Origin of the sequence: Cryobacterium roopkundense, assembly GCF_014200405.1 — a bacterium.
GTDB lineage: Bacteria > Actinomycetota > Actinomycetes > Actinomycetales > Microbacteriaceae > Cryobacterium > Cryobacterium roopkundense.
Genome location: NZ_JACHBQ010000001.1, coordinates 1,590,613 through 1,606,549, shown reverse-complemented (window position 1 = coordinate 1,606,549; position 15,937 = coordinate 1,590,613). Strand labels below are relative to the sequence as shown.

Sequence of the window (15,937 nt, the reverse complement as noted above, 5' to 3'; positions counted from 1 at the left end):
GTTTTAAAGTTTGGTACTACTGACCCACGCTCCTAGGGATATAGGGCGTCTCACGACTCTCACCTGTGGCCTTCGCCGATCGCCAGAATCTCGCGGTGCGGCGATTCGCATAACTACGTCGCATAACCTTCTGGTTTTATGACGGTACTCACCGTTAGTTATGAAACACCCAGTTGCGCAAAGGTCCGCTAAGTCGCCATCGCGACCGTTCGACGGAATCTCCTCAACGTCGCCGCACCAGGCTAAGCCTGAATCCACCGGTTGGCCTCTGATGAATTCTTGATTTGGGCGCGATCCTTTTTCGGGGTTTTGGGCTCGGTCGAGCTGTGGGCCTTGATGCCTGAGTGTTCCACTGGGGTTCCTGGTTGCGCCCGGTCGGGCTCGATGGTTAGGTGGCGGCGCGGCCGGGCGGGTTGCAAACGCTGGTGAACAGCGCCGACCAGCCTTCTTCCCAGGGCCAGCTTTCGGGCAGGTGCAATGTGACGCGTCGTGCCGACGTGGATACTCTGGCGGCGACGTTGATGAGTTTGCGGCGAACGGTCGCGGTGACGGCTTTTCCGAGGGCGGGATTGGCGAGGGTGCCGGCGGCGCGGGTGAGATTGAACGTGATGCAGGCCAGCACCAGCCAGGCGGCGTTGGCCGTGAATACGCCGGACGGGAAGTGCGCCATCGCCGACGCTTTCATGTCGGCGTTCAAATTTTCGATGATCGCATGGTGGCGGTGGGTTTTGTCGGCGTCAACGGTGTTCAGGGTGCTGGTGGTGAAGAACGCGTGAAAGCGGAACAGGTCGAAAAGGGTGCCTTGCCCGGCGGCGACGGTCTTGTTCAGTTCCGGGATGCGGCGCACGACGAGGCGTCCAGGGATTTGTTCGCTCTTCTTCTTGGAGCCGAACGCGGTGAAGGGGATTTCGGCGACTTCCGCGTCGGAGATCCACCGCCCGGTGGCGTCGTCGAAGATCGCATTGGTGTATTTGATCGGGGTCCACGCGGTATCGGGGATGGTGCTGATACCCGCTTTCACCAATGAATTCAGGCGTGCCGTGATCGAAACCATCGCCCCGGCACGGAGGGCAGCTTGGATGACGGCGCTGACGTAGTAGGCGCTGTCGGCTCGGAGGAGAAGCATTCCTTTTGCGGTTGGGCTGCGCAGTCGTTTCACGGTCGCGAGGGTGTCGGAGACGAATTTCTTTGCGCCGCGGGCGGAGTTGGTGGGGCCTTTGCGTAGCCGGGAGCTGACGATGATCGGAGCGGCCGATCCGGTGCTGACGATGGCGAGCAGGGCGTTGAGGCCGCGAACACCGGAGTAGCCAAACCCGGCGCCTTGCTTCTTATATCCGTGCACTTCCCTGATGGTGTCGTCAATATCGACCAGGGCGAGGTCGTCGATACCGGTCACGATCGGCGTGACGGCGCCGAGGTTCTGCAGCCACCGGGACGCGGCGGCGTCGAGCTGGCGGACATGGCCAAAAGCGAACGCGCGCAGGAACGATCCCAGGGTCGAGGGCGCATAGGTTCCGGTGAACAATTTCCGGAGAGCGCCGTGCCGGAGCACGGCCATATCGTCGATGGAGTCGGCGCCGGTGAGCATTCCTGCGACCAGTGCCACCGCTTTCAGGCCGGCATTCGCGCCGAAGTAACCGGGCAGTTTCACCCACTCATCGACCAGCGCGCCGAGGCCTGTTTTCTCGGCCAGAGCCATCGTGGGCACCAGTCCGGCCGACGACACGAGATTGGGGTCGTCGAAGGATGCAGAAAAGGACCGGTGAGTGTGAGAAAGTTGCATCTACGAGATGCCTCCTTGATCGTTGAATAGTTTGTCTAAGTAACAACTATTTTAGCTGATCAGAGGGGTATTCTCGGTTTAACGCGCCGTCAGAATCTGAGGTCGACCGGTGGATTCAGGCTAAGCCGACCCAAACGCACGCAGGCAGCTTCGCGAAGGTGGCAGTCCGTCGTGGGTGTGACCGGTGTGCACCTGTCGGGCAAAGCACCCCGATTGGAGCCGAGATGTTCGACCAACACCCAAAGCCACCAGACTCCCGCTGGATCAGCGTCATCTTCCTCCAGGGCGAGCACGCCGAGGACGTACTCGGCATGATCGACCGCAGCGGACCCGCCATGGCACGTCAGTTCCTCCGGCAGTGGGACTACGGCGACGAGACCACCGAAGCCGCGCTCACGAACGGGTACGTCTACGACCACATCCCGGCCGGAAAGACCGACCGAACCTTCGAAGACGCCACCTCGCCCTACGCCCTGACCTACAGCACGCAATTCCGGTACGTCTCGCTCCTGCGTCGGTACCCGGTCGCCCCAGAATGGGAACCCGCCCCCGCGCCGTCCACCATGCCCGCGATTCGAACGCATCACGCCGCCGACATCTGGGCTCCTCCCGGAGACCGGGCGAGCAGCACGGCGGGGCACGCGGTCGCGCTGTGAGAATCGCCGACGCGAACGAGCGGATGCACACGGCCGCGTTGGTCGAACCGCACGGCGAGCTCCGCTGCGACCGTCGCGCCCGAAGGCGAGCCGCCGCGAAGATCGAAGCGGATGCCCGCAAAGCCAAGCAACTCGAAGCCCGCACCCGGTGGCGTACCGAGCGGGACGAAGCACGATCGAGTGCCTACCTGGCCTCAAGTGGCGAGGCTGGTCCCGCCCAATTACGCATGCCTGCGCGACTCAGGCTCCCCAAGCACCAGGACACCTCGGCGACGCTGTCCGGCCACTACCCGTTCCTCGCCGAGGCCGGACTCGGCTCGGCCGGCGTCTTTGTCGGGCAGGACCTCTACTCGGGCGGCTCGTTCGTCTACGACCCGTGGGTGCTCTACCAACGCGGCATGATCACCGCCCCGAACATCGTGCTCGCCGGCATCGTCGGCTCCGGCAAATCCTCCCTGGCGAAGTCCCTCTACACCCGCTCGCTCCCCTTCGGCCGGCGCGTCTACGTGCCCGGCGACCCGAAGGGCGAGCACACCGCCGTCGCCGAAGCCGTCGGCGGCAAGGCGATCGTCCTCGGCCATGGACTCCCCAACCGGCTCAACCCACTCGACGAGGGTCACCGAGCGGCATCCGTTTCGAATGCCGAGTGGGCAGCGCAGCTGACCGCGCGACGCCGTGACCTGATCGGCGCCCTCGCCGAGACGGTACTCGAACGACCGCTCAACCCACTCGAGCACACGGCCATCGACCTCGCATTAGCGGATGCTGTGCGGAGCTCCCCTGTGCCCATCCTGCCCATGGTCGTGGACCGCATCCTCTCTCCCAACCCCGAAGACGACGAGGGACGCCTCGCGGAAGACGGACGCCTCGTCGGCCATGCCCTCCGCCGCCTGGTCGCCGGCGACCTCGCGGGGCTCTTCGACGGACCTTCCACCGTGCGCTTCGACCCGTCGCTTCCGATGGTCTCCCTTGACCTGTCGCGGGTGGCCGAGAACTCGACGCTCATCTCGGTGCTGATGACGTGCTCGTCGGCGTGGATGGAGTCCGCGCTGGCGGATCCAGACGGCGGCCAGCGGTGGGTGATCTACGACGAGGCCTGGCGGCTGATGGCGTATCCGGCGCTGCTTCGCCGGATGGATGCCCAGTGGCGCCTGGCCCGGCACTTCGGCATCGCGAACATGCTCGTCTTCCACAAGCTCAGCGACCTCGACAACGTCGGCGACTCAGGATCCGCGATGCGCGCCCTCGCCTCATCACTGCTGGCCAACGCCGAGACTCGCATCGTCTACCGTCAGGAACCGGACCAGCTCGGATCCACGGCGACCGCGCTTGGGCTCAGCCGAACCGAACAGAAGCTGCTCCCCGCCCTCGGCACCGGCCAAGGGCTCTGGCGCATCAAGGACCGCAGCTTTGTAGTGCAACATCAGTTGCACCCTGATGAGCTTGCGGCCTTCGACACAACCGCCCGGATGACCGGAGTTCAGTAATCGCGTGCGGTGCCCGCAGCGCACCTTTCATTCAGAGTGAGGATGGATGCCATGGCCGAGACAGTTCTGGAAGATGAACGAGAAGCGAGGATGATGCTCGCGGCGCTGTCCGAGCCCGGCGACGTCATCACCGGAACTTTGATCGCCCGACTCGGCGCAGCGGAGACCGTGCAGCTGATCACCTCGGGCGTTCGACTTCCCAACGGCATCGATCCCGCGGAGGGCGAGCTGTGGCGACGACGACTCGCCCCCCGAATCAACCCCGGCCAAGTCGACCGGATCCGCGCCGATATGGAACGCCACGACCTCCGGCTGCTGACACCAGAGGACCTCGACTGGCCCGGCGAACTGCAACAGCTCAGCACGAGCGCACCGATCGCGCTCTGGCTCAAGGGCGACCCGAGCCAACTCTCTGCGCCTTTGCCGGCCCGAGTCACCATCGTCGGCGCTCACGCCGCCACAGCGTATGGGAGCCAGGTGGCCACCGAACTCTCCTCAGATCTCGCTTCGCAGGGCCGCTCAATCGTCTCCGGCGGTGCTTACGGCATCGACGAATCAGCACACAGGGCGGCCAGCGTGTCCTACCCCGGCTCGACCATCGCCGTTCTGGCCGGCGGGCTCGACCGGCTCTTCCCCACCGGGCACGAACAGCTCTTCGAACGCATCGAACAGAGCGGCGGCCTGCTCATCAGCGAACTACCGCCCGGCTCCGCCCCCACCCGGTGGCGCTTCCTTCAGCGCAACCGGATCCTCGCAGCTCTCTCGGGCGCAACTGTCGTGGTTGAAGCCGGGCATCGATCCGGTTCCCTGAACGTCGCAGCCCAGGCCCACGCCCTGGGACGGCCGGTCGGCGCCGTTCCAGGACCGGTGACGAGCCCCGCCAGCGCCGGTTGCCACCGGCTGATCCAAGAAGGCGTCGCGAGCCTCGTCATCGACGCCCAGGATGTCACGGACCTGCTGGACTCGACGGTGGGCTTCTCCGGAGATCGGACTTTCGCCTACTCCCCCACCAGACGGTTCACCCGAACCGGTCCTCACCTGACCTTCTAACCAATCCGTCGAATGGGGGCATCACCGATGACCACTCCGCGACCGCACGCTGCGCTCGGCGACGAGTTCGCCAACCTCGGCATCGCGCTACTAATCACCACAGCCGGGTTCGCGCTCCTGCTCCGCGCCGCAGGTGCCGTAGCGGCCTGGGTCACAAGCGCCAGGCAACCAGCGGGCGGCCCTGCGACCGGGCTCGCCGTGCTGCTCGACCCGGGGCATCCGTCGGCAGCCCTGCAAGCACCTGGCTTGAACCCCATCGCATACTGGCTGACGACGAGCGTGATGCTTGGCTTGACTGTGGCTGCGACACTCTGGTTGTGGAGGATGTTCAGGGGCGTGGGCCGCGCGGCCAAGGCTGATCCGCACCGGATCCTCGGCATCGCGACCAGTGCCGAAGTGACGCGGGCCGCATCCCACTCGGCCCTCATGAAGCGCGCGGCGCACCTTCGCCCTTCCCTCACGAACGCCGGCCCCAGCGACGTCGGCTATCGAATCGGCCGATCCCGCAACACCACCGTCTGGGCAAGCGTCGAGGACTCCATCCTGGTCATCGGCCCGCCGCGCTCCGGCAAAGGAGCGCATATCGTGATCAACGCCATCCTCGACGCCCCGGGCCCGGTGGTGACCACGTCGACCCGCCCCGATAACCTCACGACAACGCTTCGCGCACGGCAGCGGATGGGCCCCGTCGCGGTCTTCGACCCGCAACGGCTGGCAGCGGGCGTGCCGGTGGGTCTCCGGTGGTCGCCGATCCGCGGCTGCGAAGACCCGCTCACGGCGATGATCCGCGCGTCCGGGCTCGCAGCCGGAACCGGACTGGCCGCCGGCGGCGTCGACGGAGGCGGCTTCTGGGAAGCCAAGACCCGCACTGCCCTGCAATGCCTGCTGCACGCCGCAGCCCTCGACGGCTGCCAACCTGCCGAGCTGTTTCGCTGGACCCTCGACCCTGCCGCCGCCCACGACGCCGTCTCCATCTTGATGAGTACCCCGGCCGCGGCCACCGGATGGGGCGACTCCCTCCAGGCCCTGCTCGAGGCCGACCCGCGCACGCGTGACTCCATCTGGCAGGGCGTCTCACTTTCGTTGGGTGCGCTGGCTGACCCTCGAGTGCTGGACGCCGTCTCACCCAGCGAAGGCGAGGGGTTCGACCCTGAAGGGTTCCTGCGCAGCAGCGGCACGCTGTATCTTCTGGCCACCGGCGCCGGATCGAACAACTCTGCCGCACTCGTGTCGGCGTTCGTCGAGGACCTCGTCGAGACCGCTCGCCGCCTTGCAGCGCGCAGCGCCGGTGCGCGACTTGACCCGCCGCTGCTCCTCGCGCTCGATGAGATCGGCAACCTGGCACCTCTCCCCTCCCTCCCCAACCTGATGGCTGAGGGCGGCGGCACCGGCATCACGACCATGCCGGTGCTGCAGTCCCTCTCGCAGGCACGCACGAAGTGGAGCGACAACGCAGCTGGCACCATTTGGGATTCATCCATCGTCAAGATCGTGCTCGGCGGAGGATCCAACTCAAAAGACCTCCACGACCTTTCGACCCTGATCGGCGACCGCGACGAATCAACCGACTCCACGACCATCGGCGATCGCGGTTCCCGGTCAGCGCAACGCTCGATCCGCCGTGTCCCGATTCTGCCGCCCGACACCATCCGCACTCTCCCGTTCGGCACCGGACTGATCATGCTCCGCGCGGCCCCACCCATCATCGCGACCCTGCACATGTGGACCGCCCGCCCCGATGCCAAAGCCCTGCGCGCCAACCGGGAGGAGATCGAAGGGCTGATGCGCGAACCGGCTCACGACGAACCGCTGCAACAGGCGGTCAATCCACCGCAGCTTCCCCACGATTCAGCAGTCGAGTAGTTGCTGTCGTTCCGTTTGTAACCAAGCCGTCGTTACGGGACAGCCGGCCTGGAATGAAGTCCAGCACTCGGCGTGCGGGCTCAAGATTACTCGTCGTCGACGGCTCCAGGCACGATTGCCACTTCCATCCACGAACCGGGACAAAGCCATTTCGTAGTCATAGCCGTGTGAGCATTCCTGTATGGAGCAATCCTGAATTGTGTTTGCTCCCTCCATGCGAGCTAAACCCTAGACAGCAGGAAAATACGTGCCGTGCACGAACAGGGCTGCCCGCATGTTGGGCATTGGTAGTTCTTGCTGATGGAATCAGCGCCCCAGAAATCCTCAAGGTCACCCTGCACGGCGAAACCCATCGCTTCGAGTGGACCCTGAATGTGACATCCATCTATGTCTGTCCAACCGATGGAAAGGATACTCGTCGCCCCCATATCCCAGAGCGCTTCCACGGAAGCTCGCACCAGGCTTGTTCCCACGCTGTTGCCGCGTGCTTTCGGGGACACAGCGACGGAGCGCAACAAACCGGTCCTGTTGAATTCAAGTTCAGGAATAAGGGCAAGAACACGAGTCTGTGCGTCTGTTGGCAAGAGCTCTAGGACGCTGCTGGCGCCTGCAGGCAGGTCGGAGGTTGCGGCTCCATAGACTTGGTCATCCTTCCCCGTAGCCACGAACGCAATTCTGTCATTTCGCCCGACATAGGTGGCAAGTTCGGCGCGGGAGACGTATCGGGATCCAAGCGCGTTTCCCAGAACGCTGAGCGTGCCGTCCAAATCTGTAGTCGCCATGCGTCTTATGGGCATCGCCATCATTGGCCAGAAGCTGTAGCGGCCTGCGCTCACGAGTTTATTCTCCGTGTCATACCCAGTCCACATCCCTTCCAGATGCCCGTCAGATAATAGTTCAAGAAAAAATCCACCTAATCCTTCGTCGTGGGGACCATCCGCGGTGTACCGCCCATGGATCCGACCGCCAGCTGCAATGCGACCGTCGAGAATCCACGTCCTCTCGCCGTTGATGACAGTAGTTGGGCCCCAAACCTTGCGCCCCCGCTGCTTGAGCGTTGCTATCGCCTTCGTGTGGACGGCAACGCCATCAACAGTGTCTTCGAAAGTGCTTCGGTACATACCAGCGACCGGGAATTGGCGGTCGATTACGGCGTCTCGGATCCTCGTTAAGCCATATGTCAATGCGGCAACAATTGCTGCGCCAATAAGGCCGACGACAACATTGCCGACAGTACCATTCCAAAAAGATTCCATACCGGTTCCCCCGTGCCACGTGTGCTTTCATTATGGTGCCTCCGCGACGCGTTTTTCGTCGTCTCGAGCACCGGGAGGGTTCGTATTCTCGTCTGCCACGTCAAACCGTGCTGATCGTCACAAAGCACGCATTCGGCGGTCGGGACCTTCAGAAGGAGTGCAGGTTAACAAAGTGTTTTGTGGCGGTCGATTTCGATGGAGGCGCCAGCAGCAATTGGCGCAGCGGCCGTTTGAGAAGAGCTCCTCATATTTGTGCGTTCCTTACGGGCAGAATGCCCGCAATACGGCCACGGAGTCCACCACAGGCACGTGGCATCCAGCCCCGAACTTGCCTCCAACGTGGGCCGAATGGCGCACCTCGTAGTGAACGCGGATCACGACGGTCCGCTCACGATAGGAGGTTGAGTCCCATGCCACTTCACACGCAGCAATCACTGTCAGGTTTCATCGCCTCGGAGCCACAGCAATCAGTCACCGAGAACGGCGAAACCCGTTTCTACGTCCGCGTCGGGCAGCCGCACTTCCGTCGCGAAGACAACGGCAGCTTCACCGTGCTCGAGCCGAGCTTCCACGACCTCGTTGCCTACCGCGCCACCGCCGACCGGGCACTCACGCGGTTCGCCAAGGGCGACAGCTTCGTCGCCGAAGGCTACGTGCGCAGCTTCGAGTTCGAGCGCGACGACGAGATCATCCCGCGGGAGGAGTTCGTCGCGAAGAAGATCGGCCACGACCTCGCCCGCACGAACTACGATGTCGACCGAACCCGCCGCTCAACTCCGGGTGCCGAGCGGGAGGTATCCGCTGCACAGCAGATCATTTCCCAAGAGGCAACGCCCGTTCGCACCGGCTCAGCCGTACTCGGGTTCTGAGCGCGACGATGGTGGAACTTCCGATTGAGTGGCCGCTCGGCGGTGACGATGTCCCACTCGGTGAGGAGTCAGACGACCTCGACGGGCCGCTCGTTGCGGAGCCGCCGCATCCAATCAACTGGAACCTCCTCACCGCCGACGAAGCCGAAACTGAATGGATCGAACTCAACCGGTGGGTGAACTGGCTACGACGGACGTATGGACTCCCAGCGTCCGTCGTGCCACCGTTCTGGCATCGACACCCCGAACTCTTCTGGGAACTCTCCGCGCTGCACCTGCACTGGCTCTGCGCCTACGACCCCGACCAGCACGGCTCCGCCCCCTTCGGCTGGCACCGCGACTTCGCCGACGCGCGCCTACGCCTCCACGACTGGGTGGCCACCTCCGGCACGCGCCTTGACCGTGACCGGCCCGCCCGTCAGACGTCATGGCCAGGAGAACTGCCCGCCGACGCCATTGAGGACATACCGATTGGCGATCGCGACCAAGACTTCGCCCAGTTCGTCATCGACGACGTCGCCACCCGGCGCCAAGCCGAGGCCGAGTTTTATGCCCGCACGGACACGTCCTGATCTGTGAACAACAGAACGGTTGCCGCACTCGCCTCAGCAAACTGCCTGGCGCTTCACCGATTCCACGTCACGAGGCCCGTTCAGTCATCAATCTCGGTCTTTGACCAGTAGATCGTGTTCCCGGAGGGGTAGGCCCGGCGCTTTGTCCTCGGATTGAAGTCAGCATCGGTCGAGTGAATAACGTCAGGGCTCTTCCCCTCGGCCACCATCCGAGCCAAATCGGCATGGCGCATCTCCGTCATCAAACGCTGGCGAACCGGCTCAGTCACCTCGAGGAGGAGGTCATCGACGGCTTTGACGAGTTCGAGGAATCGAGACACCAGCGGTGGCGGTAGCGGCTGAACAAATGTCGATGCCATGACGTCCCGCAGTTGCAAAGATGACGAATCAATAAGAGCGACTGGGAATGTCGTCGTGAGCTGGGATTGTGAGTGCGCGATCGTTGTATTCCGAAATGCGCCGATCATTAGATGGATGTCTTGGAGCTCCCCCGGGATCACGACATGATCGGTGAGAGGTCGTCTGACGTTTGAAGGGAAATAGGTGCGGCAGTAGGCGAGTGCAGCGAATCCACTGAGATAGGGCGCTGCATCCCTGAGTAGCGTGTCGTTAGATCCCCGAATTGCGAGTTCAAGGGCGTGTCGGGCCTCTGCCAGGTCGGCGCCGTAGCTCGACAGTTCCACAAACAGTCGAGCATCTGCGGAATCTGGAACGGCAAGTAGCACGATCTCCGAGGCTGCTTCTCCGTCCTCTTTCACGTCAGCTCCTTGTCGCCCGCTGCCGCGAATGGGTGATCCAACCGTTCACAGAGTGAACGGTGTGCCTCCGTTACTGGACCGGAGATTTGTCACCACCCCCGGCGTACTCTGCTCGGACATCCGCCATTGTTCGCTGAAAACCGGCGTCGACGCACCAGAACTGCCACCCGGCCACCGTACCGCCGCCCTACCGCGCCGCACCACTCAACGTGGCATACAACGCACCGTTCAAAAGGAGGCTTCCGTCTTGGTTGACGGTTGCTACTTCGCCCCGGTGAGCGGCGGGCTTGGCGTAAAGAGTTGCCCCGGGATTCACTAGACCCGCACGCATGATGTCGACAACCTCCGTGCGATATTGCGCTCGATCAACGGCGACCTCGCTTATTCCCCGGTGCCCCGCGGGCACGGGCCAAATCTCAGCAATAGCCTCGAGAAGGTCGTCTGTGCGAGAAACGATTTCGGCCTCGGACCAGCAATCAGAATGAACGACGTCGCGTGTGAGCAAGAGGGTGTCGTGCCTGATCAAAGCGGCACGCTTCCCGTTTGGCGCAGTCCAGGCGGCGTTAGACAGGCGAGCATTCAAACTCTGCGTCACCAACGTGAGGTTACCGAGCGTCTGGATCAGGCTGTCGCGCCCGTCCTCAGCTTCCAGGGTGGGCGCATCGTTCCAGTTGCTGCGCCATTCCTGCGGCATGATGTGCTCAATCGTGCACACCCCTCGGGAGACAGGAGAAACAGAGAAGGAATGCCCGCCGGGGAAGCCTCGGCGCTGGTCTTCAATCGCTTCAAGGACCATCCGCAGTCGTCCTTTTCGCAGCTTCTTATAGGCCTGCAAATCAATGAGCTCTCGTCGGAGCTCGGCATCATCGGGCCAATAACCAAAGCTCGAGGTCCGGGCGGCGAGAAACGTTCGCGCAGCGTCGTCCACAGCAGTTCCCGGTGAGCGCTTCGTCAGGTGAATGAGCAGGTCCAACATCAACCTGTTTGTCCCTTGCGACTGCGCTCGAACGAGTGCACGCCTGACAAACCAACTTTCCAAAGTGTCCAAGAGGCGTTCGCGCTCGGACATCTCAAGAGCGGCCTGCTCTGGCTCCCCCAGCCAGATGAGAAGAGGTTTAGTGATTTCTGAGTCGAGATTGCTCGTGCGATATACAAAGAGGTTCAGCCGGCTGAGTACACCGTCCCGAATCGCAGCTCCCTCTGTGAAAGCCCGGTATCGATCGGCGGCGGACCGCAGAGTTCGCAGGAGGGTCAGGACATCCGTCCCGGAGCCCCCGGCATATCGTTTGAACTGCATGAAGACCTCACGCGCGGGTATTTCCTTCAACGTCTTGGCGGTCAGCCACTGCGTGAGAAACAGGGAGCTTCTGGCGTACTTGATGCGACCAGTCGTGACCTCGGCCTCCCAAAAGGGTGTCTCCGAGTCAGACCAATAGTCTTGGTAGGCGCTTTCAGTCGCGAGCGCGTCCTTCTCCAGCCTTTGGAAAAGATAGTTCTTGATGAGGTCAGCGGCCGTCAACGGAGTACCACGAGCGTTCAAGGTTTCGAAGATTTCCTGGGCATCTTCGTTCGAGAGCAGCTGGATCGTCACGATCTGAAGCCGAGTGGTGATGGCTGGAACGAGCAGGCCTGCCCGCCGTTCGGCGCCCGATGGGTCCAAGTCCAGCCATTCGCCGATAGCTTCAAAGAAATACTGGTGAGCGTTCACTAATTTGCCGGCGGGCAACGACGAGTGATCTATCGGCGCGACTGCCGACATCGCCGCCGAGAATGCCGCTCGGTCACGGTTTGTCGGCCACACTTTGAAACGATCGTCAGGGTGCAGTCGAAACGAGTCGGGGTTCTCGACCAGAGTGAGCACCTGGCCGGCCAGGTGCGTGAGCCCTCGCTGCTCCAGCTGACCGTGGAGCGCGTCCAGCAAGATTTGCCGGGTCGTCAGACGCTGCTGCCCGTCGATAACCGTGTATTGAGGAAGCTCTCCGAGTGCCGTTGCTTGGGCTTGTAGAACGACTGCCCCCAAAAAGTGGGTTGCGTCTCCGTCACCGCCCTCGATCACCTCGATGAGGCGAGTCACGTCATTCCACAATGGTTCCCACTGCACCTCCCTCGACCACACATACGGTCGCTGGAACAGCGGAACGACCAAACGCTGTGGTGAAAAGAAGACCTGCTGTGGAGACGTGACCTGTGTGAGCATCGAAAATCTTTTCTTGCCTATATCGAGCTAAGTACGTGTGACATGCCGTAACGATAAACGATCTTCGTCTGGGCCGGAAGGATCCGACGCCTGCGACGATTGACGGTCGGGACCCCGTGATACCCCTTGGCGGTGAGCTTCGTCACACCGCCCGCGCCTCCGCAAAGCGCGGGGCCATGGACTCCATCTGCTCCATCACGAGCTTGATCGCCTCGGGCTGCTTGTCCGGCGGGTAGCCGTGAAGCACGAGCAGCCGTTTGATCGATGAACGCAGCTTCGCCCGCACGTCATCCCGCACCGTCCAGTCGGTGCGCACGTCGCGCCGCATTACCTCCACGAGCCCACGCGCGATTTCCGCCAGCTTCCCGGTGCCCTGCACATCGACCGCCGAGTTGTTTTGCGATACCGCGTCGAAGAACGCCAGCTCGTCGCTGTTCAGTGCCGGAGTGAACTGCAAGCCGCGGTTGCCTTCTGCGGCCACCTCGCGCGCCATGTCCACCAGGGCGGCAATCACCTCCGCCGAGGTCAGCTGCTGGTTGGTGTACTTGTTCATCAGCTCCGTGACGCGCTCGGAGAACGCCCGCTGCCGCACCATGTTGTTGCGAGTGGATGCCGTCGCTTCCTCGGTGAGCAGCTTGCGCAACGCCTCAATCGCCAGGTGCGGATTGCGCGCCGCCTGCGTCTTCGCCACGAACTCCGGCGTCAGGTCGCTGAGCGACGGCTTCGGCATGCCGGCCGCCTCGTAGATGTCGAGCACCTCACCGGACGACGTGGCCGACGCAATCAGCTCCCCCAGCAGCCGCTGGATCTCCTCGGGGATCGGTTCGCCGCGCGCCTGCCGGTCAAGGGCATCCGCTTTGGCCATCCACACACGGATCTCCTCATAGATCTGCACCTCGGGGCGCAGCTCGGCCAGGTTCTGAGACCCCGAGCACAGCGCCCACGCCCGGGACAGCTGTCCGGAATACCGGCGGTACTTCGACGCGATCGTCTCTTCGCCCTCAACCATCTTGTTGCCCGGCGTCGTCGGTGCGCGCAGGTAGTTCGTGGCTCCGGTGACGGCGTTCAGGTAGGCCTTCGGCCCGCCCTTGTTCAGGACAACTTTCCAGTCGTACCCGGCCACGAGCCCGCGCAGGGTTTCAACCAGGGTCTCCGTAAGCGCGATCACCTCGTCGATGTTGCGGCCGAGCGGCTTGCCCTTCTGGTCATCGGCGGTGTACTCCGCCAGCGCCTTCGCCAGGTTCTCGGCCAGCGGCGCGTAAGCCACCAGCAAGCCGTCTTCCTTGCCGCGGAACGTGCGGTTCACCCGCGCGAGCGTCTGCATCAGCAGCGCGCCCTTGAGCGGCCGGTCGAGGTACAGGGTGTGCAGGGGCGGCGAGTCGTAGCCGGTGAGCATCATGTCTTTCACGATCACGATTTCGAGCTCGTCATCCACGTTCTTCAACCGTGCCTTGATCGCATCATTCTGCGACGTGCGCCGCACGTGCAACCCCACCGGCGGCTGGTCCGTCGCGTCACCGGAATACACCACCTTGATGACACCCTTGTCGAGCGCGCCGGAATGCCACTCCGGTCGCAGCGCCACGATCGCCGCATAGAGGTTCGCGCAGATCTCCCGCGTACCACCCACGATCAGGGCCTTTCCCGGCTTTTCGATGAACTTGATCATGCGGCTGCGCCGGTTCTCCCAATGCTCCACCAGGTCCGCCGCCAGCGCGTCGATGCGCTCTGGCGCGCCATAGACCGCGTTCACCACAGCCACGCTCTGCTCGATGCGCGCGCGTTCGGTCTCATCGAGGCCCTGGGTGGCCTCGTCGGCCGCTTCGTCGAGGGTCTCCTCCGTCACATTCGCTGCCAGCGACACCTTGATAAGCCGCGGCTCGAAATACACCGGCACTGTGGCGCCGTCGTCGACCGCACGGGTGAGGTCATACACGTCGATGTAGTCGCCGAACACGTCTTGCGTGTTGCGGTCATCAAACGAGATGGGCGTGCCGGTGAACGCGATCAGCGTCGCGTGCGGCAGGGCGTCGCGCAGGTGGCGGGCGTAGCCGTCGAGGTCGTCGTAGTGGCTGCGGTGCGCCTCATCCACGATCACGATGATGTTGCGCCGATCCGACAGAAGCGGATGCTCCGCCCCGGCATCCTTCTCGGCCTTGCTGATTCCAAACTTCTGCAGCGTCGTGAAGTAGATTCCACCCGTGGTGCGATTGCTCAGTTCCGCGCGCAGTTCGGCGCGGCGCTTGATCTGCTGCGGCTTGCTCGGCAACAGCAGGCTGCGATCGAACGAGCTGAACAGCTGGCCGTCGAGCTCATTGCGGTCGGTGATCACGACAACGGTGGGGTTCTTCAGCTTCGGATTCCGCGCCACCAGGTTGGTGTACAGCTCCATCTCCATGCTCTTGCCCGAGCCCTGCGTGTGCCACACCACGCCGGCCTTGCCGTTGCTCGCCACGGCCTGCACCGTGCTGCCGACCGCCTTGGTGACCGCGAAGTACTGGTGCGGCTTGGCGATGCGCTTGGTGAGGCCGTCGTCGCCCTCGTCGAACGCGGTGAACGACGTGAGCAGCTGCAGAAACCGCTCCTGGTTGTAGAGGCCGGCCAGCGCGGTGTCGAGGCCGGTGACCGCGTCGCCGTCGACCGTGGTGGCACCGGCGGGAACCGGTTTGCCGTCGTCGTCCACGTTCCACGGCGAGAAGTGGTTGAGCGGGGTGAACGGCGTGCCGTATGCGGCGGATTGCCCGTCGGAGGCGAGGGTGAACACGCAGAACCGAAACGCCATCGGAAACTCGCGCAGGTAGGTCTGCAGCTGGGCGTACGCGGATGCGACAGTGGCCCGTTCGCTGCCGGCTTTTTTCAGCTCGATGATGCTCACCGGCATGCCGTTGCAGTACAGCACCAGGTCGAAGCGCCGCGTCACGTCGCCCTGAATGAGCGTGACCTGGTTCACTGCCAGCCAGTCGTTCTGGTCGGGGTCGGTGCTGATCAAGCGGATGCTGGGATTCACCTCGGCCCCGTTCGCATCGAGATAGCTGAACGGGAACCCACGCACCAGGAAGTTGTGGATGCGCTCGTTCTCGGTGACCGCGTCCATCGACTTCGGCGACGTGAGTTCGGCGAGGGCCTGCCGCAGGTACTCCACCGGAACGGTCGGGTTCAGCGTGCGCAGCGCCTCCAGCAGCCGCGGACGAATGAGCAGTTCACTCCACGACTCGCGCTCCCCCGTACCCGGGGCGATGGTCGCACCGGCCACGGGCTTCCAACCCAGCGGCTCCCCCAGCTGGTCCAGCGCAAGCGCCTCCCAGGCCGCCTCGGACAGGCCCCTTGGTGGCTCGTTCATCGGTGTCCTGATCGTCATTGCCTATCCCCTCAATACATTGACGCTGGTGAAAGCTAGTTATAGTGGACCCCTGCGAACCCGGTTACGGGACGTGGGGCACATGAAC

The 15,937-nt window shown here is 63.4% G+C and carries 11 protein-coding genes; 6 read left to right on the top strand and 5 right to left on the bottom strand.

Annotation, left to right across the window (positions count from 1 at the left end):
• Nucleotides 1–388: 388 nt before the first annotated feature.
• Complete coding sequence (locus BJ997_RS07480) at nucleotides 389–1,783, bottom strand: IS1380 family transposase (protein WP_183323324.1); 1,395 nt, start codon at nucleotides 1,781–1,783, stop codon at nucleotides 389–391.
• A 224-nt stretch (nucleotides 1,784–2,007) separates the two neighbouring features.
• Between BJ997_RS07480 and BJ997_RS07475 the strand changes: the two genes are divergently transcribed.
• The 4 genes from BJ997_RS07475 to BJ997_RS07460 are packed head-to-tail and all read left to right on the top strand — an operon-like array spanning nucleotide 2,008 to nucleotide 6,839.
• Nucleotides 2,008–2,439 carry a hypothetical protein gene (locus BJ997_RS07475; protein ID WP_052542648.1) on the top strand — a complete coding sequence of 144 codons (432 nt, stop codon included), beginning with the start codon at nucleotides 2,008–2,010 and terminating at the stop codon, nucleotides 2,437–2,439.
• Nucleotides 2,440–2,462: 23 nt separating this feature from the next.
• Nucleotides 2,463–3,926 carry an ATP-binding protein gene (locus BJ997_RS07470; RefSeq protein WP_035839589.1) on the top strand — a complete coding sequence of 488 codons (1,464 nt, stop codon included), beginning with the start codon at nucleotides 2,463–2,465 and terminating at the stop codon, nucleotides 3,924–3,926.
• A gap of 51 nt (nucleotides 3,927–3,977) precedes the next feature.
• The gene (dprA, locus tag BJ997_RS07465) at nucleotides 3,978–4,976 is read left to right on the top strand and encodes a DNA-processing protein DprA (protein ID WP_052542649.1); all 999 of its coding nucleotides are present in this window, start codon (nucleotides 3,978–3,980) and stop codon (nucleotides 4,974–4,976) included.
• A 27-nt stretch (nucleotides 4,977–5,003) separates the two neighbouring features.
• Nucleotides 5,004–6,839 (top strand): type IV secretory system conjugative DNA transfer family protein, encoded by a 1,836-nt coding sequence (locus tag BJ997_RS07460; RefSeq protein WP_052542650.1) that lies wholly within the window; start codon nucleotides 5,004–5,006, stop codon nucleotides 6,837–6,839.
• 221 nt (nucleotides 6,840–7,060) lie between these two features.
• On the opposite strand, the gene BJ997_RS07455 is transcribed toward BJ997_RS07460, so the two are convergent.
• The gene (locus tag BJ997_RS07455; protein ID WP_035839592.1) at nucleotides 7,061–8,095 is read right to left on the bottom strand and encodes a GNAT family N-acetyltransferase; all 1,035 of its coding nucleotides are present in this window, start codon (nucleotides 8,093–8,095) and stop codon (nucleotides 7,061–7,063) included.
• A gap of 410 nt (nucleotides 8,096–8,505) precedes the next feature.
• On the opposite strand from BJ997_RS07455, the gene BJ997_RS07450 reads away from it, so the two are divergent.
• Together BJ997_RS07450 and BJ997_RS07445 are read left to right on the top strand one after the other, a co-directional pair.
• On the top strand, nucleotides 8,506–8,964 hold the full coding sequence (locus tag BJ997_RS07450) for a single-stranded DNA-binding protein (protein ID WP_052542651.1): 459 nt from the start codon (nucleotides 8,506–8,508) through the stop codon (nucleotides 8,962–8,964).
• A gap of 8 nt (nucleotides 8,965–8,972) precedes the next feature.
• Nucleotides 8,973–9,536 (top strand): hypothetical protein, encoded by a 564-nt coding sequence (locus tag BJ997_RS07445; protein ID WP_035839594.1) that lies wholly within the window; start codon nucleotides 8,973–8,975, stop codon nucleotides 9,534–9,536.
• 80 nt (nucleotides 9,537–9,616) lie between these two features.
• Here BJ997_RS07445 and BJ997_RS07440 read toward each other — a convergent pair whose 3' ends face one another.
• The 3 genes from BJ997_RS07440 to BJ997_RS07430 form a co-directional block, all read right to left on the bottom strand.
• Nucleotides 9,617–10,294 (bottom strand): hypothetical protein, encoded by a 678-nt coding sequence (locus BJ997_RS07440; RefSeq protein WP_035839597.1) that lies wholly within the window; start codon nucleotides 10,292–10,294, stop codon nucleotides 9,617–9,619.
• 187 nt (nucleotides 10,295–10,481) lie between these two features.
• Nucleotides 10,482–12,491 (bottom strand): DUF262 domain-containing protein, encoded by a 2,010-nt coding sequence (locus BJ997_RS07435; RefSeq protein WP_052542652.1) that lies wholly within the window; start codon nucleotides 12,489–12,491, stop codon nucleotides 10,482–10,484.
• 142 nt (nucleotides 12,492–12,633) lie between these two features.
• Complete coding sequence (locus BJ997_RS07430) at nucleotides 12,634–15,849, bottom strand: type I restriction endonuclease subunit R (protein ID WP_420827178.1); 3,216 nt, start codon at nucleotides 15,847–15,849, stop codon at nucleotides 12,634–12,636.
• Nucleotides 15,850–15,937: the final 88 nt, after the last annotated feature.